Raw genomic sequence first — 19155 nt, 5'->3', positions numbered from 1 at the left:
CGCGCAGACGATGGGCGGGCGAAAGAATGGGCAGAGCAACGGCCCGCACGCCCGCGGGTAGTGCCGACGCGGGCGATACGGACGCCTTGACCTTCGGCACGGCGGCCGCGGCGGTGGCCTGTGCTAGCGTTCGGGTTTGTTTTTTTAACCTACACACCCACGGAGCGCCCATGCCCACGCTGTCGCAGGCCTGCCACACCTTGTTGCTGACCGCAGGCCTCGCCGCCGCGTCGGTCGCCGGTGCCGCCCCCGCCAAGGAATCCAAGAACGTGTCCGACGACCCCTACGCCTGGCTCGAAGACGTCACCGGCGAGCGCTCGCTGACCTGGGTCAAGCAGCACAACGCCAAGTCCGAGGCCGAGCTCACCACCACGCCGCAGTTCAAGCAGCTCGAATCCGACATCCGCGCGATCCTCGATTCCGACGCCAAGATCCCCGGCGTGGAGAAGATCGGTGACTACTACTACAACTTCTGGAAGGACAAGCAGCACGAGCGCGGGCTGTGGCGCCGCACCACCCTGGCCGAGTACCGCAAGGACAAGCCACAGTGGGAGACCGTGATCGACCTCGACGCGCTGAACAAGACCGAGGGCGAGAACTGGGTCTGGCACGGTGCCGACTGTTTGAAGCCCAAGCTCCAAGGTGAAAAACCCGCGCGCTGCCTGATCGCGCTCTCGCGCGGCGGCGCCGACGCCGACGTCACCCGTGAGTTCGACCTGACGACCAAGACCTGGCTCAAGGACGGCTTCTTCCGGCCCGAGGCCAAGGGCGGCCTGCAGTGGATCGACCGCGACACGGTTTACGTGTTTACCGATTTTGGAAAGGATGCCTCGGGTGCCGGCTCGATGACCAGCTCGGGTTACCCGCGCATCGTCAAGGAATGGAAGCGCGCAACACCGTTAGCCGATGCCAAGCCCGTCTACGAGGGCCAGCCGACCGACATGTACATCGCCGCCAGCCACGACCACACCAAGGGTTTCGAGCGCGACTTCGTCAGCCGCACGCTCGCGTTCTACAACGACGAGCTGTACCTGCGGGGCGGCGACGGCAAGCTGATCAAGATCGACGCGCCGAATTCGGCCAGCAAGTCGGTGCACAAGCAGTGGCTGCTGCTGGAGCTGCGCGAGCCCTACGGCGCCGCCGGCCAGACCTACGCCGCCGGCAGCCTGATCGCGACGAAGTTTGACGACTTCATGGCCGGCAAGCGCGCCTTCACCACCCTGTTCGCACCGAGCGACAGCACCTCGCTGGCTGGCTTCAGCTGGACCCAGAACCACCTGGTGCTCAACGTCCTCGACGACGTCAAGAACCGCCTCAGCGTGCTCACTCCCGGCGAGGGCGAGTGGCCGCGCAGCGAGTTCACCGGTGCGCCGACGTTCGGCACGCTCGGCGTGGCCGCGGTCGACGCCGACGACAGCGATGCGGTATGGCTGACCGCCACCGACTACCTGACCCCGACCACGCTGTCGCTGGCGCAGATCGGGAAGCGCCCTGAAGTACTCAAGACCATGCCGGCGTTCTTCGACGGCACCGGCAACGTCATCGAGCAGCACTTCGCCACCTCCAAGGACGGTACCCGCGTGCCGTACTTCCTGGTGCGGCGCAAGGACCTCAAGCTCGACGGCAAGGCGCCGACCCTGCTGTACGGCTACGGTGGCTTCGAGATCTCGCTGACGCCGGCGTATTCGGGCAGCGTCGGCAAGGGCTGGCTGGAGAAGGGCGGCGTGTACGCGGTCGCCAACATCCGCGGCGGCGGCGAGTACGGCCCGCGCTGGCACCAGGCTGCGCTCAAGGCCAATCGCCACAAGGCCTACGAGGACTTCGCCGCGGTCGCGCAGGATCTGGTCGCGCGCAAGATCACCTCGAAGGAGCATCTGGGCATCCAGGGCGGCAGCAACGGCGGCCTGCTCACCGGCAACATGCTGACCCAGTACCCGGACCTGTTCGGTGCGGTCGTGGTGCAGGTGCCGCTGCTCGACATGAAGCGCTACAGCCACCTGCTGGCCGGCGCCTCGTGGATGGCCGAGTACGGCGATCCGGACACGGCCGACTGGGAGTTCATCCGCACGTTCTCGCCATACCACCTGTTCAACGCGCAGCGCGACTACCCGCCGGTGATCTTCATGACCTCCACCCGTGATGACCGCGTCCACCCGGGTCACGCGCGCAAGATGGCGGCGAAGATGCTCGAAGCCGGCAAGGACGTGCGTTACTACGAGAACATCGAGGGCGGGCACGGCGGCTCGGCCAACAATGCCCAGGCGGCGCACATGAGTGCGCTGGCGTTTACCTTCCTGTGGAATGAGTTGAGCGAGTAGTAGCACCCCTCTCCCGCCGCGCTTTGCGCAGCGACCTCTCCCGCAAGGGGAGAGGTGGGCCTCCCTCTCCCTTGTGGGAGAGGGACAGGCCGCGAAGCGGCCAGGGAGAGGGTGTCGGCCGCCCCATTGCGCTGTCCACAACCGGACCCATCTATGAAATCGACCTCTCTCCTGCTCTCGGCCGCCTTGATCATGACCACGTCCATGCCGTCTTTCGCCGCCACCGCGGCCACCCCGCCCGACGCGACCAAGAAACCGCATGCCGTCAAGGCCCCGCACGGCGCACAGCGCGAGGACGAGTACTACTGGCTGCGCGACGACAAGCGCGAGAACAAGGAGATGCTGGCGTACCTCAACGCCGAGAACGCCTACGCCGATGCGGTGATGGCGCCGCTCAAGCCGCTGGAGAACACGCTGTACGAGGAGATCGTCAGCCGCATCAAGCAGGACGACAGCTCGGTGCCGTACCGCGAGCGCGGCCACTGGTACTACAGCCGTTTCGAGGCCGGTCAGGACTACCCGATCTACGCCCGCCGCAGCGGCAGCATGGAGGCGCCGGAGCAGGTGCTGCTCGACGTCAACGTGATGGCCAAGGGCAAGGACTACTTCAGCGTCGGCGACTGGGAGGTGAGCCAGGACAACAAGGTGCTGGCCTGGGCCGATGACGCCGTGGGCCGCCGCCAGTACGTCATCCGCTTCAAGAACCTGGAGACGGGCGAGGTCTACAGCGACGAGATCACCGGCGTGTCGCCCAACCTGGTCTGGGCCGACGACAACCGCACGCTGTTCTACGTCGAGAACGACCCGGAAACCCTGCTCACCGTGCGCGTCAAGAAGCACGTGCTCGGCACGCCCGCGTCACAGGACGTGCTGGTGTACGAGGAGAAGGACGACAGCTTCTACATGGGCATCGACCGCTCGCGCGACGACCGCTACCTCTGCATCGGCGTCGAGAGCACCGTGTCCAGCGAGATGCGCTGCGCGCCGGCGGCCAATCCCGACAAATTCGTCGTGCTGGCACCGCGCGAGCGCGACGTCGAGTACCAGGCCGACCACCTCGACGGCCGCTGGGTGATCCGCACCAACGAAGGCGGCGCGAAGAACTTCAAGCTGATGACCGCGCCGAGCGACGCGAGCTCGCGCAAGCAGTGGCAGGAGTGGGTGCCGCACCGCGACGATGTCTTCATCGAAGGCTTCGAGCTGTTCGACGGTTTCACCGCCGTGGCCGAGCGCTCGAATGGGTTGGAGCGCCTGCGCCTGCTCAAGCAGGACGGCAAGGAAGAATTCGTCAAGGCCGACGAGCCGGCTTACGCGATGGGCCTGTCGGTCAACTCCGAGCATGACACGCCGTGGCTGCGCTACAGCTACACCTCGTTGACCACCCCGGGCACCACCTACGAGGTCAATGTCGACACCGGCGAGCGCAAGCTGCTCAAGCGCGAGCCGGTGCTCGGCTACGACCCGGACAAGTACGTTACCGAACGCGTGTGGGCGACCGCACGCGACGGCGCCAAGGTGCCGGTGTCGCTGGTCTACAGGAAGGGCTTTGCGAAGAACGGCCAGGCGGCGATGTTGCAGTACGCCTATGGCAGCTACGGCAGCTCGACCGATCCGCGCTTCAACGGCCCGGTGGTGAGCCTGCTCGATCGCGGCATGGTCTACGCCATTGCCCACATCCGCGGCGGTCAGGAAATGGGCCGCAAGTGGTACGACGACGGCAAGCTGTTCCACAAGAAGAACACTTTCACCGACTTCATCGACGTCACCGACACCCTGGTCAAGCAGGGCTACGCCGCCAAGGACCGCGTCGCCGCCTACGGTGGCAGCGCTGGCGGCCTGTTGATGGGCGCGATCAGTAACATGGCGCCCGGCGATTACCGGGTGATCCTGTCGCAGGTGCCGTTCGTCGACGTGGTCACCACCATGCTCGATGCCAGCATCCCGCTGACCACCAACGAGTACGACGAGTGGGGCAACCCCGAGAAGAAGGACTACTACGACTACATGCTGTCGTACTCGCCCTACGACAACCTGTCGAAGCAGGCTTATCCGGCGATGTTCATCGGTACCGGCCTGTGGGATTCGCAGGTGCAGTACTGGGAGCCGGCCAAGTACGTCGCCCGCCTGCGCGACCTCGATGCCGGCCAGCAGCCGATCGTGTTCCGCACCAACATGGACGCCGGCCACGGCGGCAAGTCCGGTCGCTTCCGCCGTTACCGCGAGTTGTCGGAGATGTACGCGTTCATGCTCGACCAGTTGGGGCTGGCTGACGCTTCGCGCCAATAACGGAAGGCCACCGTCATCCCCGCGAAGGCGGGGATCCATGGGCGTTGCTTGCAGGCCCCGTCACGTCCATGGATGCTCAGCTCCGCTGAGGTAAAGCGGAGCCGCCTTCGCGGGAATGACAAGCACGAAACCCCATGTCCAAGCCGCAGCCAGATTCGTCCAGTCCCGCCACGCCCCCATCCCCGCCTTCCCTCGCAAACGGGGCAAAGGGCAAAAGCCGCTTCCGCTGGGCCTGGTGGTTGCTGGCCTATGCCAGCCTGGGCCTGGGCATCGTCGGGATCGTGGTGCCCGGGCTGCCCACGGTGCCGTTCGTGCTGCTGTCGGCGTTCGCTGCCGCGCGCGGCTCGCAGCGCCTGCACGCCCGCTTGCTTGCGCACCGCCAGTTCGGGCCGATGATCCGCGACTGGCAGGCGCACGGCGCAGTCAGCCGCCGCGCCAAGTGGCTGGCCGTGACGACCATGGCCGCGTGCGCGGTGATCATGTTCCTGACCGCACCGAAACCCTGGATGGCCGCGACCGGCACCGCGATCATGAGCGTGGTCGCGATCTGGCTGTGGGCGCGACCTGAACCGCCACGCTGACGGCTTCGTTTCGCGCAGTGCCGCGGGCTACACTGCGGCCATGAATGCACGCCTTGCCTTGATCCCCTTCGCGCTGCTGCTGGCCCTGCCGCTGGCACTGGCCGGTTGCGGTAACAAGGGCCCGCTGGTCCTGCCGCCCAAGCCCATTCCGGTCGATCCGGCGACACTGCCGGCCGAGCCCGCGGCACCGGCCGATGCCGTGCCGCCGAGCAGCGACACGCCGGCCGCCACCGACGCCGACACCCCGGTCGAGCCGGTTCCGCCACCGGCCGATGGCGACGGGAATGACTGAAGCCGCGCGCGCGGACGCCACTCGCATGCATTTCAGCAAGATGCACGGTGCCGGCAACGATTTCGTCGTGCTCGACCTGCGCGACGGTGCGACTCCGCCCGTTCCGGCGCTGTGCCGGGCACTCGCCGATCGCCACCGCGGCGTCGGCTGCGACCAGATCCTGACCGTCGAGGCCCCGCGCAGCGACGGAGCCGTCGCCAGCTACCGCATCTGGAACGCCGACGGCTCGTCGTCGCAGCAATGCGGCAACGGCGCGCGCTGTATCGCCGCATGGCTGGTGCGCGATGGCGCGGCCGGTGATGGAACTGCCTTTGATCGGAGCTTCCTGCTCGACAGCCCGGTCGGTTTGCACGCGGTGACCGCCCTCGGCGACGGCCACTACCGCATCGTCATGGGCACGCCGGTGTTCGCGCCTGCGCGGATCCCGTTGCGCGGCTTTGTCGGCGCCCAGGACGAATACGTGCTCGACCACAACGACGCGGTGTTCACCTTCGGCGCGGTGTCGATGGGCAACCCGCACGCGGTGATCGAGGTCGACGACATCACCGCCGCGCCGGTCGAGACCGTGGCGCCGGTGTTGCAGTCGCACGCGGCGTTTCCCGAATCGGTCAATGTCGGCTTCGCCCAGGTCGAGTCGCGCCAGCGCATCCGCCTGCGCGTGTACGAGCGCGGCGTCGGCGAGACCCAGGCCTGCGGCAGCGGCGCCTGCGCCGCGGCGGCGGTGCTGATCCGGCGCGGTCGCGTCGACCGCGACGTCAGCGTGATGTTGCCCGGTGGCGAACTGCGGATTTCCTGGCCAGCGGACGACGCGCCGCTGGCGATGGCCGGCCCGACGGCCTTCGTGTTCGAAGGAGAGTGGACGCATGAGTGAGACCCAAGAAAAGCTGAGCGCACACGAAATCGCCGCTTGGCTGCGCCGGCATCCGCGCTTTCTGCAGCAGTTCCCGGACTTGGCGTTGAGCCTGGTGGTGCCGCGCGATGAAGGCCCGGCGGCGTCGCTGGCCAGTTACCAGCTGGAAGTGCTGCGTGACAAGAACCGCGAGCTGTCGCGCCGCCTGCACGAGCTGTTCGGCAACGCCCAGGAGAACGAGCGCCTGAGCGTGCGCACGCACCAGCTCACGCTTGCCTTGATGCGCCAGAACAGCGCTGCCGACACCCTGCGGGCGATGACAGCGAGTCTGGCCGAAGACTTCAATGGCGACCTGATACGACTGGTGATGTTTCACCCGGTCGCCGGCCTCGACGATGCCGACTGGCTGCAGGTGATCGCACCGGACGACGCGCGCCTGCAGCCGTTCCGCGACTGCCTGGCCGATGGCGAGCCGCTGTGCGGGCGCCTGCAGCCGGAGAAACACTCGCTGCTGTACGCAATGCGCGCCGAGGACGTGCAATCGACTGCGCTGCTGCCGTTGCCGGGTGTCGGCCTGGTCGCGATTGGCAGTCGCGATGCCAACCGTTTCTTCCCGGGCATGGGCACGCTGTTCCTGCGCATGATGGGTGAGTCGCTGGCAACGGCGCTGACGAGGTATGAGCGCTAACCGCACTCCCGCGCCATCGCGTCATGCCGGCACGCAGCGGGATGACGTGGTAGCACCAGTCGCCGCCATCGACGACTACCTCGCGCACCTCGCAGTCGAGCGGCGCATGTCGGCGCACACGCTCGACGCCTATCGCCGTGATCTGGCCGCACTGGCCGGCTGGTCGCACACACAGGGCCTCGATGTCGGCGCGCTGCACGCCGAGCAGCTGCGTGCCTTCGTCGCTGCCGAGCACCGTCGCGGCCTGTCGCCCAAGAGCCTGCAGCGCCGGCTGTCGGCGTGCCGCAGCTTCTATGCCTGGCTGGTTCGGCAGGGCCGCCTGAGTGCAAGCCCGGCCGCGGCGATCCGTTCGCCCAAGGCGTCGCGCAAGCTGCCGCAGGTGCTCGATCCCGACGAGGCCAAGGTGCTGGTCGAGGTGCCGATCGATGCGCCGCTGGGCCTGCGCGATCGCGCGCTGCTGGAGTTGTTCTATTCATCCGGCCTGCGCCTGAGCGAGCTGTGCGGCCTGCGCTGGCGTGATCTCGACCTGTCCGACGGTTTGGTCACCGTACTCGGCAAGGGCAGCAAGCAGCGCAGCGTGCCGCTGGGTTCGCACGCACGCACAGCGCTAACCGATTGGCGAACATCCACCGGGGCCGACGGCGATGCGCCGGTATTTCCCGGTCGTGGCGGCGGTCCGATCACGCCGCGCGCGGTGCAATTGCGCCTGCGCCTTCTGGCGCAGCGGCAGGGGCTGTTCAAGCGAGTGCATCCGCACCTGCTGCGGCATTCATTCGCCAGCCACATCCTCGAGTCGTCCGGCGACCTGCGTGGCGTGCAGGAGCTGCTCGGCCACGCCGACATCGCCACGACACAGATCTATACGCATCTGGATTACCAGCACCTGGCCAAGGTGTACGACGCGGCGCATCCGCGCGCGAAACGTAAACCGTAGAACGGTTTTGTTGGCGTTGTTGGCGTCGATGATGCAGCCGCGCGTCGTTTTTTTGCTGTTGCTCGTCATCCCCGCGAAGGCGGGGATCCAGGGGCGTTGCTGTTGTCTTGATGTTTGGAACAAGCAACAGCCACAGCTTCCGTCCGCCTAAAGGCGGCCGGGTTACTTTTCTTTGCTGGCCCAAAGAAAAGTAACCAAAAGAAACGGCCTCCCTCGACAAATCAGCCCCACGAACGGGAACGCGTATCGGGATTTTCCGACTCGCCATCCATGGCTCGGTCGGAAAACGGCGTGCATCCTGCACGCCGCCCTTCGGGTCTAGAGAGGTGGTGGGCTGTCGAAAGCTCAAAAAGCCCAAAGCTCAAGCCAATCTATTCCCGTTCGCCCTGAGCGTAGGTGCGTAGCGCCCGACGTCGGAGGGTGGGCGGGTAGGCCGCCAACTACGGCCTTGAAGCCGCCCGGGCCGGCCCCACTTCGTCCTGGACACCCCCGGAGGTCGCATGGACCCGAGCCAGAACCCCAACGTATTCCACGCCACCACCATCGTCTCGGTGCGCCGCGACGGTCGCGTAGCCGTCGCCGGTGACGGCCAGGTCACGCTCGGCAACACCGTGATGAAGGCCAACGCGCGCAAGGTGCGCCGGTTGGGCCGCGACAGCCAGGTGATCGCCGGTTTCGCCGGCGCCGCCGCCGATGCATTCACCCTGTTCGAGCTGTTCGAGGCCAAGCTCGAAAAGCACGGGCAACTGACCCGTGCCGCGGTCGAGCTGGCCAAGGATTGGCGCACAGAGCGCCGCCTCGGCAAACTCGAAGCGTTGCTCGCCGTGGCCGACCGCGAGACCTCGCTGATCATCAGCGGCACCGGCGACGTGATCGAGCCGGAGGACGGCATCATTGCGATCGGTTCGGGCGGCATGTACGCGCTGTCGGCGGCGCGCGCATTGATCGCACACACGCAACTAGACGCCCGCACCATCGCCACCGAGGCGATCAACATCGCCGGCGACGTGTGCATCTACACCAACCGCAATGTCGTGGTTGAAGAACTGTAGGAGCGGCTTCAGCCGCGAAGGCTCCAGCAACACATTCCCCGTCGTGATCGCGGCTGAAGCCGCTCCTACGAGAAGCACCTTCCATGTCCATCAAGCCCGACACCAGTCACGCCACCATGACCCCGCGCGAGATCGTGCAGGAGCTCGACCGCCACATCGTCGGCCAGCACGCGGCCAAGCGCGCGGTCGCGATTGCGCTGCGCAACCGCTGGCGGCGCATGCAGCTCAGTGATGAGCTGCGCAACGAGGTGATGCCGAAGAACATCCTGATGATCGGCCCGACCGGCGTCGGCAAGACCGAGATCGCGCGGCGCCTGGCCACGCTGGCCAACGCGCCGTTCGTCAAGGTCGAGGCCACGCGCTTCACCGAGGTCGGTTACGTCGGCAAGGACGTCGAGCAGATCGTGCGCGACCTGGCCGACACCGCGGTCAAGCTGTACCGCGAGCAGGCCAAGCAGCGCGTGCGCACCCAGGCCGAGGAGCGCGCCGAGGAACGCATCCTCGACGCCTTGCTGCCGCGTCGCACCGGTACGGCCACCTCGTTCGGCTTCAACGTCGCGGAGGCGGCGAAGGACGAGCCATCGGCGCAGAGCGCATCGGCCGACAACGAGACCCGCGCCAAGCTGCGCAAACAACTGCGCAGCGGTGCCCTCGACGAGCGTGAGATCGAGATCGAGACCGCGCTCAACGTCGGCGTCGACATCATGGCGCCGCCGGGCATGGAAGAGATGGGCCAGCAACTGCGGCAGATGTTCTCGCAGGTGGCCGGTGCCAAGACCCACAAGAAGACACTGGCGATCAAGGCCGCGCGTGCGCAGCTGACCGAAGATGAAGCCGGCAAGCTGGTCAACGAGGACGAGGTGCGCGAGGCCGCGATCGAAGCCTGCGAACAGCACGGGATCGTCTTCATCGACGAGATCGACAAGGTCGCCAAGCGCGGAGAGAACGTCGGCGGCGGCGATGTCAGCCGCGAGGGCGTGCAACGCGACCTGCTGCCGCTGGTGGAAGGTTCGACCGTGAGCACCAAGTACGGTGCGGTCAAGACCGACCACATCCTGTTCATTGCTTCCGGTGCGTTCCACCTGGCCAGGCCCAGCGACCTGATCCCCGAGCTGCAGGGCCGTTTCCCGATCCGGGTGGAACTCTCGGCGCTGAACAAGGACGACTTCGTCCGCATCCTCACCGAGCCCAAGGCCGCGCTGATCACGCAGTACATCGAGCTGCTCAAGACCGAGGGTGTCGCGGTGGCGTTCACGCCCGATGCCGTCGATCGCCTCGCCGAGATCGCGGCGCAGGTCAACGAGCGCCAGGAGAACATCGGCGCGCGCCGCCTGCATACCGTGCTCGAGCGCCTGCTCGACACCTTGAGTTACGAAGCCCCCGATCGCGGTGGCCAGGCGGTCGGCATTGATCGCGCCTATGTCGACGCGCACCTGGGCGAGCTGGTGCAGGATCCGGACCTGAGCCGCTACATCCTCTGAGGCCACGCCGTTCCTTCTCCTCGGGTGGAGAAGGGTTCGAAGGCTGGGAGGTTGATCCGGCCCTCAGGCCAGTCGTTGCAGGAGCGGCTTCAGCCGCGAGCTTTTAGTGGATGCCCGCGCACACGCGAAAGGCTCGCGGCTGAAGTCGCCCCTACATGGAACAAAATTCAGGCCGTATCAGTACGTCGTGGTTCAGCGCGCTTCCACGCGCACGGCGGTCTTCACCGAGTTGGCGATGAAGCAGTTGCGGTGCGCTGATTCGTGCAGGCGTTCCAGCTCGGCCGCATCGGGTGCCTTGCCGGCGAAGGCGATGCGCGGCCGCAGCGTGACGTGCGTGACCATCATCCGGCCGTCCTCGTTCTTGGCGAGCGTGCCGACTGCGTCGTCCTCGTAGCGGTCGACCACCCAGCTCTTTTTCGCCGCGATCGCCAACAGCGTCAGCATGTGGCATGACGACAGCGCGGCGACCAGCATTTCCTCCGGGTCGACACCGTCGGCGCTTCCGAAGTAGGCCGGTGCGGCCGAGCCCTTCATCGTATTGCCGTTGTCAAAGGCCACTTCGTGGTCGCGCGGGTAGTGCTCGTAGTCGAAGGGCTGGCCGTTGCGGTTCCAGCGGATCGAGGCGATGTGCTCGGACATGGTGGCGGCCTGTGTGGGAGGCCGCCACCATGCCACAGGGACGTTAATTGGCGACAGAGCCGTTGGACGGCGAGGTCTTGCGCCGACGCGTGTCGTCGAGCAGCAGTTCGCGCGCGACCACCTGCAATTCGTCGATGCTCACCGCGTCCGGCGCCTTGCCCAACCGCGCGGTCAAGTCAGCGACGACGCGCTTGTTGGCATAGGTGTGCGGCGAGTCCATGTCGTCGCCCTGCGCGGTGATCATGTAGCCCAGGCGCTTGCCGCTGACCTCGCGCGCCTGCACCAGTTCAACGAGCTTGGCGCGGTATTCCAGCTCCCACGGTGTGATGCCGGGATAGGCGTTCTGGTCGGCGAAGTGCTGGGTTTCGTGGCCGAGGAACACCACCCGGAACGCCTCGCTGTCGAGCCCATCGACATAGGCCGGCACCACCGCGTACAGCGCCTCGGCGGTGGCCCAGCCGGCGGCGCCGCCGCGGCCGCAGCGCGCGTACGAGCCCCAGCCGCGGCTGGCGAAGTCGTCAAGCAGTTCGACGCGGGCGCGGTGCTGGCCTTCCGGCAGCTCGACGTCGTAATAGCGCGTGGTCTGCGTGTGCCACAGCATCAGGTCGCGCAGCGGCAGGGTGCGGCCGAGCTGGGCGTGGTAGCCGCGTTCGAGCAGCGCCTGCTGCAGCAGCGGCTCCAGGCTGTCCAGGTCGGTGGCGGCGGAGCCGGCTTTGCCGAGGTGGGTCTGCAACTGCCGGAACAACGCGACCTCCTGCGTCGAACGCTGCGCCGGCGCCTGCAGCGACTGCCACCAGTAGTCCTGGTAGAGGCGCAGCGCCTCGCGCACCCACGGCTCGCTGACGGCGCTGAGGTCGTTGACCGGGGTCGTGCTGCGGAAACGGTCGATCACACACGTGCGGTAGTCCGCGTCCGCCCCGACGAAGCCGGTTGCCGGCGCCTGCTCCAGCAGCACGATCGCGCGCTGGCTGTCGCCCTGCAGCAGGACGCCGGCGGATTCGGCGATGGCCGCGGTGGCGGCGGGATCGGACTTGGGCGCGGCGGCGGGCGTGGCCGGTGCGGCGACCACGGCCGCCGCGGCCAGCCACAGGGCGAGTGTCAACGGCAGCAGGCGGGTGGTGCGGGATGCGGTGCGCATGGGGACGAGTCCTGGGCGGTCACGGTGCCGCCGTTGCCGTCATTAGCGCATCGCCGCGACGTCGCGGTCTTGAACGCAATTGATCTGCCGCCGCAGCCGCGACGGCGGCAGGCCGGTCGCCGCGCGCACGGTGCGGGTCAGATGGCTCTGGTCGGCGAAACCGCTGCGCGCGGCGATGTCGACCAGCGATTCGCTGCCGGCCAGCAGCGACAGCGCCTGGCGGCAGCGCAGCTCGCGCCGCAGTACTTGCGGCGACATGCCGTGGCTGCGCAGGAAGGTGCGGCTGGCGTGCTCGCTGGAGACGCCGGCGTGGCGGGCGATGCGTTGGATCGGTGCGTCGCCGTGCTGCAGTTCATCGAGGAAGGCGGACTGCCAATCCTGCAGCGTCGCAATGGGGGCGGCCTGCGAGGCATCGATCAGCGCGCGCAGGTCGTGCGCGCCGTGGCGGAATACCGCCGCCGCTTCGGCCAGCTGTGGCACCTGCAGTGCGCGCAACGCAGTCGAAGCGATGTCGTCGGGAAGCAGCAGGTTGACCACGCGGGCACCGTGACGGCCGAAGCGGTTGCCGTGGGCGTGATAACGCGGGTGCAGCAGCAGCGTGCCGGGCGCGCATTCGATCGGGCCGTCGACGCTGGTCTCGATGTAGTGGCCCTCCAGCACCAGCGCGGCATAGGCCTGGCCATGCCGGTGCATGTGCAGGGCATCGCCGGCATCGTGGCGGGTTTCGTAACCGCAAGCTTCATAACCGCTGGGGTCGGGCATGTGGCGATCGTGTGCCGGATGGCGCGCGCGGTCATGCGACGGAAGTCATGTACCCGCGTGCGCTCCGCGCGGACTCAGTCCTCGCCGATGTCCTCGTTCCACACGTCCGGATGCGCGGCGATGTAGTCGCCGAGCATCTGCACGCATTCGCCGTCTTCCAGGTCGATCACCTTGACACCGTTCTCGCGCAGCCAGTCGATGCCGCCGCGGAAGTTGACCGACTCGCCGACCACCACCGTGCCGATGTTGAACTGGCGCACCAGGCCGCTGCAGTACCAGCACGGGGCGAGGGTGGTGACCATGATGGTGTCGCGGTAGCGGCGCTGGCGGCCGGCCTTGCGGAAGGCGTCGGTCTCACCGTGCACGGACGGGTCGTCTTCCTGGATGCGGCGGTTGTGGCCGCAACCGAGCAGGGTGCCGTCGTCGCGGTACAGCGCCGCACCGATCGGGATGCCGCCTTCGGCCAGCCCCTGGCTAGCCTCGTTGACGGCGGTGGCGAGCAGGGCGCGGTAGTCGGGCGTGACGATCGTCATTCGGAAATCTCGTGGGTGGGGGCGGCGCGGCGCAGCATGTCCAGGTGCGCAATGCCGTCCTCGAGGTAAGGCTTGGACGACGGCACGAAGCCGTGGCGGCCGTAGAAGTCCTGCAGGTGCGCCTGCGCGCCGATCTGCACGTCGCTGCCGGGCCAGCGGGCGGCGATGTCGGCCAGTGCCGCGCGCAGCATCGGATCGCCGAGCCCGAGACCGCGGTACGCCGGTGCCGTCAGCACGCGGCCAAAGCTGACCTGCGGGTAGCTCAGCCCCGCCGGCAGGATGCGCAGGTACGCCGCCAGCGCGCCGTCGTCGGCGAGGCCGAACAGGTGCACGGCCTGCGGGTGGCGGTCCTTGCCGTCGGGGTCGAGGTAAACGCACTGCTGCTCGATCACGAACACTTCCGCGCGCAGTTTCAGTAGCGCGTACAGCGTGTCGGTGTCGATCTCGCGGAACAGGCGGGCCTGCCAGCGGACATCGGGTGGCGATGCGGTCATGTGCGCATCATGCCAGCGCGCTCAGCGCGTGTCGGGCTTGGCCTCGGTATCGATGCGCACCACCACCGACATGCCTGGGTGCAGGCGCGCGGCGAGCGGCTGGCCGCGGTCGATCGCGACCTTCACCGGGATGCGCTGCGCGATCTTGACGAAGTTGCCGGTGGCATTGTCGGCCGGCAGCACGCTGAACTCCGAGCCGGTGGCCGGTGAAATCTCCTCGACCCGGCCGCGCAGCTTCGCACCGCCGAGCGCGTCGACGGTGAACGACACCGGCTGGCCGATGCGCACGCGGGCCATCTGCGTTTCCTTCATGTTCGCCACCACCCACATCCGTTGCGGCACCAGCGCCATCAGCTGCGTGCCGGGGTTGACGTAGGCGCCCAGGCGCACGGTCACCTGGCCGAGCTGGCCATTGCGCGGCGCGCGGATGCGGGTGTTGTCCAGATCGATCTGCGCCAGCCGGATCGCGGCCTGCGCGTTGGCGACGGCCGCTTCCAGCGCGCCGTGATTGACCGCGACGGTCTGCACGTTCTGGCGCGCGATCTCCAGACCGGCTTCGGCCTGGGCGACCGCGGCGGTGGCCTGCGTGTGCGCGGCCCGGGCCTGGTCGCGGTCGGCCTGCGACAGCAGCTGCTGCGCGGCCAGGCGCTCGATGCGCCGCAGGTCGGCGGCGGTGCGCGTGGCCTGGGCGCGGGCGTTGGTGATCTCGGCCTGGTTCTGGCTGACGCCGGCCTGCGCGCTGCGCGCCTGCTGCTGCGCATTGGCCAGTGCGGCCTGTTGGCTCTGCAGCTGTGCCTGCGCCTGTTCCAGCCGCTGGCGGTAGATGCGGTCGTCGATCTGCACCAGCAGCTGGCCGCGTGTGACGTGCTGGAAATCCTGCACCGGCACCGCAGTGACATAGCCGCCCAGTTGCGGCGCGATGATCGTGACCTGGCCGCGCACGGTCGCGTTTTCGGTGCTCTGGATGGCGCTGCGGAACGGCGGCAGGTGCCAGGCGTAGAGCACGATCAACGCGCCGGCCAACGCGACCGCGGCGAAGCCGGCCATCTGCCAGCGGCGACGACGGTTGCGGGCCGCGGAAACTGCGGGCGTGGCATCGGCGGGAGCGGGGTTGTTCATGGGGCGGACGAGGTGGCCTGGGCAGGGGCGGGGCGTGCGGCGAGCCGATCGCGCCGTCGCAGGCGCAGGCGATGGACCAGCATCCACGCCATGGTCAGCAACGCGATCACGGCGATCGCCAGGAAGACATCGTTGTAGGCCAGCACGTTGGCTTCGCGTGAAGCCGTCGCGCCCAGCGCGCGCACGCCCTGGGCGTTGCGCAACGCCGGGTCGGTGATGACGGGGGCGTAGGCGGAGGCGCCGGCCTGCACGCGTGCGGCGACCTGCGGATCGAGCAGGGTCAGGTGCTCGACCAGCTGGCTGGAGTGGTACTTCTCGCGCACCGTCTGGAACGTGCCCAGCGCCGCGGTGCCGAACAGCCCGCCCAGGTTCTGTGCCATGCCGAACAGCACCACGAAGGTGATCAGGTTGCGCGGCTGGGCGATGACCTGGCCGATCCCCGACACCATCGCCGGACCGAGGAAGAACGTGCTGCCGAAGCCGATCAGGAACTGGCTCACCAGCATGTCGGCGGGGCGGGTGAGGTGGGTGGAATGCGCGTCGAGCAGCGCGCCGGTGGCGATGCAGGCCAGGGCGATGACGGACGGCACGATCATCCGGTTGGGGGTGATGGTGAGCGCACTGGCGACAATGCCGGCGACGCAGCCCAGCAACACCATCGCGAACAAGCCGTGCATCTGGTCGTTGGTGAACCCCAGCGCCTGCAGGAAGCCGATCGCGCCGGTGCTCTGTTCCGACAACGCGATGCGGATCAGCAGCACCGCCACGCCCAGCCGGATCATCGCGCCGCTGGCCAGCCAGCGCGTGTTGATCAGCGGGTTGGCGCGGAAGTGCTCCAGTGCGAACGCCGCCACCAGCAATACGATCGAACCGGCCAGCGCCCAGCCGATCCACGGCGCCTCCAGCCACCAGTCGATGCGGCCCAGCGACAGCACCGCGCACAGCAGGGCGATGCCGGGCGCGAACAGGGTGAAGGTGAGGAAGTCGAGCTTCTCGAACACCTTCATGCGATCGCTCGGCGGCAACTTGAGCATCAGCACGCCGCCCAGCGCCAGCAGCGCCAGGCCGAGTTCGAACAGGTACAGGCCGCGCCATTCGCCGAATTCGAGCAGGTACAGGCCGCGCCATTCGCCGAATTCGAGCAGCTCGGCCGAGAAGATCCGCGCCAGCGGCAGCGCCAGCTGCGCCACGCCGATGCCAACCACCAGCCCGCGCAGGCGATGCGCGGCCGGGAAGGCCTGCATGGTGTAGTACAGGCCGAGCGTGCTCAGCGCCGCGCCGGCGATGCCGTGCGCGGCGCGCACCGCGATCGCCGAGCCCAGGTCATTGACGAACAGGTGCGCGAAGGTGACCAGTGCGTACAGGGCGAGGAAGGCCTCGGTGAACAGGCGCAGGCCGAACTGCTGGCGGAACTTCACCAGGAACAGGTTCACCGACACGTTGGTCATCACGTAGGCCGCCGGCAACCAGGCGATCTCGGCCGAGGTCGCGCCGACCGCGCCCTGCAGGTTGACCAGGTTGGCGGTGACCAGGGCGTTGCCGAGGCCGCCGGTGAGCGCCACGACCAGGCCGACGGCGAAGAAGGCCAGCCGGCGGCGCGCCGAATGCAGCGGGGTCGATGGCGAACCCGGTATCGCCGGCCGCTCGTGCGGCAACCATTCGCGCGGTGCGTAGCGGCTCATCGGCGCGGTGGTCCTCCTCGGCGCGCGCTGTGGGCGCGATGTCCGGCGCGGCGCCCGTGGACGGCGTGGGCGCCGCGAATTGTCGCACGCACGGTGCGATAATCGCCGCATGAGCGCATCCAGCCCCAACCCGCACGACCGCCCGTCCGGCACCACCCACTTCGGGTTCCGCGACGTTCCCACCGGCGACAAGCAGAAACTGGTCGGGCAGGTGTTCTCCTCGGTCGCCAGCAAGTACGACCTGATGAACGACCTGATGTCGCTGGGTGTCCACCGCGTCTGGAAGCGCTACTTCGTCGCCACTGCGCAGGTGAAGCGCGGCGATCGCGTGCTCGACCTGGCCGGTGGCACCGGTGACATCGCCCTGTTGCTGCGCGACCGCGTCCTTCGACAAGCTCAGGATGCGCGGGATCAAGGTTGCATCGTGCTGGGCGACATCAACGGTGCGATGCTGCGCGTCGGCCGCGACCGCATGACCGACATGGGCAAGGTCGGCGGTTTCGAGTACGTGCAGATGAACGCCGAGAAGCTGCCGTTCCCGGACGCCAGCTTCGACCTGGTCACGATCGCGTTCGGCCTGCGCAACGTCACCGACAAGGACGCGGCGCTGCGCGAGATGCAGCGCGTGCTCAAGGTCGGCGGGCAGGCGCGCGTGCTGGAGTTCTCGCAGGTCAAGGCCGACTGGTTCAAGCCGATCTACGACTTCCACTCGTTCAACGTGCTGCCCAAACTCGGCAAGCTGTTCGCCGGCGACGCCGACAGCTACCAGTACCTGGCCGAGAGCATCCGCAAGCACCCGCCGCAGGAGGAGTTGAAGTCGATGATGCAGGCGGCGGGGTTTGCGCGTTGCGACTACAAGAACCTGTCGGGTGGGATCGTGGCGATCCATACCGGCTACAAGGTCTGATCGTTCTCAGCTGATCAGCCCACCAGTGCCGTCATCCCCGCGCAGGCGGGGATCCAGGGAAGTTTGCTTTTCAGGCCGGTTGCACCGTTCGTCATGAGCGGAGGTGCTTGGCGTTACCTGAAGATCAACAGCTTCCGCGTCTAAAACCGCGGGTCACTTTTCTTTTGGCCCAAAGATCCGAAGAGGACTTCCTCCGGTCGAAAGTAACCAAAGAAACGGCCTTCCTCGACAGGGCAAACCTAAGGATTCACTGCTACGGGGACTTTCCGACTCGCCATCCATGGCTCGGTCGGAAAACGGCGCACTTTGGCTGCTTACGCAGCCAAAGACCGGTCCACGCTAACGCGTGGGCGTTCAGACGCGCGCGAGCCAGTGGCTCGCAAGCACGCGCCTTCACCCCATGCGCGCCGCCCTTCGGGTCTTGCATTTGCTGCGGCCATTCATTGCCGGGAAGGAGCAAGGCCTTCGTATGGATGCTTCTTGCAGTTGCAGTGCTCTGCCGCGTTTGACCTCCCGCGACTTTAAGCTCGCGTCAGGAGCTAACGGTTTAAGTTGCTTTTGCCAATTACGCCGAAAACCCGCCGTCCACCGAGATCACCGCACCGGTGATGAAGCGGCCGCCCGGACCGGCCAGGTGCGCGACCGTCGCGGCGACGTCGTCGGCGCTGCCGTAATGGCCCAGTGGCAGGCCTTGGCGCTGGGCATCGGCGCCGTCGCCATCGGCCGGATTCATGTCGGTGTCGATCGGGCCGGGCTGCACCACGTTGGCGGTGATGCCGCGCGCGCCGAGGTCCTGTGCCAGGCCCTTGCTGAGACCGATCACGGCGGCCTTGCTCGCCGAGTACAGGGTCATGTTGGGGGCGCCGACACGCTCGCCCAGGCAGCTGCCGATGGTGATGATGCGGCCGCCTTCACGCAGGTGCCTTGATGCGGCTTGCGCGGCCACGAACGGCGCCTGCACGTGGATCGCCATCACCCGCGCGTAGCTTTCGCGGGTCTCGGCCTCGAACGGGCCGTAGGCGAACACGCCGGCGTTGTTGACCAGGATGTCGAGGCGGCCGAATTCGGCGACGGTGCGCTCGACCGCTGCAGCCACGGCGTCCGGGTCGGCGCTGTCGGCGCGCAGTGCCAGGCTGCGGCGGCCGCTTTCGGAAATTTCCGCAGCCACGGCCTCGGCCTGGTCGCGCGAAGCGGCGTACGTCAGCACCACGTCGGCACCGTCCGCGGCCAGGCGGCGGGCGATCGCCGCGCCGATGCCGCGGCTGCCGCCGGTCACGAGCGCTACCTTTCCTGCAAGTTCAGTCATCGGAGTCACCAGGAGGGGAAAGTACGCAGCCTAGGCAGTTCCCCCGGCCATGACAGCCGGGGCGCGCGGGACGAACCGTTGCAGCGCCGCCGC

At 67.7% G+C, this 19155-nt stretch carries 18 protein-coding genes; 10 read left to right on the top strand and 8 right to left on the bottom strand.

What is annotated here, in order from left to right; translation table 11 throughout:
• Positions 1–170: 170 nt before the first annotated feature.
• The 9 genes from ACFOLC_RS06055 to hslU all read left to right on the top strand — a co-directional run bounded on the left by ACFOLC_RS06055 (position 171) and on the right by hslU (position 10482).
• Positions 171–2318 (top strand): prolyl oligopeptidase family serine peptidase, encoded by a 2148-nt coding sequence (locus ACFOLC_RS06055; protein ID WP_386758325.1) that lies wholly within the window; start codon positions 171–173, stop codon positions 2316–2318.
• A 192-nt stretch (positions 2319–2510) separates the two neighbouring features.
• Positions 2511–4604, top strand: a complete 2094-nt coding sequence (locus tag ACFOLC_RS06050) for a S9 family peptidase (RefSeq protein WP_386758554.1) — start codon at positions 2511–2513, stop codon at positions 4602–4604.
• A gap of 134 nt (positions 4605–4738) precedes the next feature.
• A complete protein-coding gene (locus ACFOLC_RS06045) occupies positions 4739–5185 on the top strand; it encodes a YbaN family protein (RefSeq protein WP_386758324.1) in 447 nt (148 codons plus the stop codon).
• Positions 5186–5225: 40 nt separating this feature from the next.
• Entirely contained in the window at positions 5226–5477 is a 252-nt protein-coding gene (lptM, locus tag ACFOLC_RS06040) for an LPS translocon maturation chaperone LptM (protein ID WP_386758323.1), read from the top strand.
• Positions 5470–6348, top strand: coding sequence for a diaminopimelate epimerase (dapF, locus tag ACFOLC_RS06035; protein ID WP_386758322.1), 879 nt, complete (start codon positions 5470–5472; stop codon positions 6346–6348). Before lptM ends, dapF begins: the two co-directional genes overlap by 8 nt.
• Entirely contained in the window at positions 6341–7015 is a 675-nt protein-coding gene (locus ACFOLC_RS06030; RefSeq protein ID WP_386758321.1) for a DUF484 family protein, read from the top strand. Before dapF ends, ACFOLC_RS06030 begins: the two co-directional genes overlap by 8 nt.
• A 106-nt stretch (positions 7016–7121) precedes the next feature.
• Positions 7122–7949, top strand: coding sequence for a tyrosine recombinase XerC (gene xerC, locus ACFOLC_RS06025; protein ID WP_386758553.1), 828 nt, complete (start codon positions 7122–7124; stop codon positions 7947–7949).
• Positions 7950–8449: 500 nt separating this feature from the next.
• The gene (hslV, locus tag ACFOLC_RS06020; protein WP_386758320.1) at positions 8450–9001 is read left to right on the top strand and encodes an ATP-dependent protease subunit HslV; all 552 of its coding nucleotides are present in this window, start codon (positions 8450–8452) and stop codon (positions 8999–9001) included.
• A gap of 83 nt (positions 9002–9084) precedes the next feature.
• Positions 9085–10482 (top strand): ATP-dependent protease ATPase subunit HslU, encoded by a 1398-nt coding sequence (gene hslU / locus ACFOLC_RS06015; protein WP_386758319.1) that lies wholly within the window; start codon positions 9085–9087, stop codon positions 10480–10482.
• 192 nt (positions 10483–10674) lie between these two features.
• On the opposite strand, the gene ACFOLC_RS06010 is transcribed toward hslU, so the two are convergent.
• From ACFOLC_RS06010 to ACFOLC_RS05980, 7 genes are all read right to left on the bottom strand, one after another.
• A complete protein-coding gene (locus tag ACFOLC_RS06010; RefSeq protein ID WP_386758318.1) occupies positions 10675–11121 on the bottom strand; it encodes an OsmC family protein in 447 nt (148 codons plus the stop codon).
• A gap of 43 nt (positions 11122–11164) precedes the next feature.
• Positions 11165–12259, bottom strand: a complete 1095-nt coding sequence (locus tag ACFOLC_RS06005; protein WP_386758317.1) for a hypothetical protein — start codon at positions 12257–12259, stop codon at positions 11165–11167.
• 42 nt (positions 12260–12301) lie between these two features.
• Positions 12302–13021 (bottom strand): AraC family transcriptional regulator, encoded by a 720-nt coding sequence (locus ACFOLC_RS06000; RefSeq protein WP_386758316.1) that lies wholly within the window; start codon positions 13019–13021, stop codon positions 12302–12304.
• Positions 13022–13095: 74 nt separating this feature from the next.
• The gene (locus tag ACFOLC_RS05995) at positions 13096–13554 is read right to left on the bottom strand and encodes a nucleoside deaminase (RefSeq protein ID WP_386758315.1); all 459 of its coding nucleotides are present in this window, start codon (positions 13552–13554) and stop codon (positions 13096–13098) included.
• Positions 13551–14048 (bottom strand): GNAT family N-acetyltransferase, encoded by a 498-nt coding sequence (locus ACFOLC_RS05990; RefSeq protein ID WP_386758314.1) that lies wholly within the window; start codon positions 14046–14048, stop codon positions 13551–13553. The genes ACFOLC_RS05995 and ACFOLC_RS05990 overlap by 4 nt, the downstream gene beginning before the upstream one ends.
• Before the next feature lie 21 nt (positions 14049–14069).
• Positions 14070–15167, bottom strand: a complete 1098-nt coding sequence (locus tag ACFOLC_RS05985; RefSeq protein WP_386758313.1) for an HlyD family secretion protein — start codon at positions 15165–15167, stop codon at positions 14070–14072.
• Positions 15164–16849 (bottom strand): MFS transporter, encoded by a 1686-nt coding sequence (locus ACFOLC_RS05980; RefSeq protein WP_386758312.1) that lies wholly within the window; start codon positions 16847–16849, stop codon positions 15164–15166. The genes ACFOLC_RS05985 and ACFOLC_RS05980 overlap by 4 nt, the downstream gene beginning before the upstream one ends.
• A gap of 109 nt (positions 16850–16958) precedes the next feature.
• Here ACFOLC_RS05980 and ubiE point away from each other — a divergent pair, with 109 nt between their 5' ends.
• Complete coding sequence (gene ubiE / locus ACFOLC_RS05975) at positions 16959–17756, top strand: bifunctional demethylmenaquinone methyltransferase/2-methoxy-6-polyprenyl-1,4-benzoquinol methylase UbiE (protein ID WP_386758311.1); 798 nt, start codon at positions 16959–16961, stop codon at positions 17754–17756.
• A 565-nt stretch (positions 17757–18321) separates the two neighbouring features.
• Here the strand turns inward: ubiE and ACFOLC_RS05970 are convergent.
• Entirely contained in the window at positions 18322–19062 is a 741-nt protein-coding gene (locus ACFOLC_RS05970) for an SDR family oxidoreductase (protein WP_386758310.1), read from the bottom strand.
• Positions 19063–19155 lie beyond the last annotated feature (93 nt).

It is taken from the genome of Lysobacter cavernae (assembly GCF_042648505.1).
In the GTDB taxonomy this organism is placed as follows: domain Bacteria; phylum Pseudomonadota; class Gammaproteobacteria; order Xanthomonadales; family Xanthomonadaceae; genus Lysobacter_L; species Lysobacter_L cavernae.
This window is presented reverse-complemented; position numbering and strand designations above follow the sequence as displayed.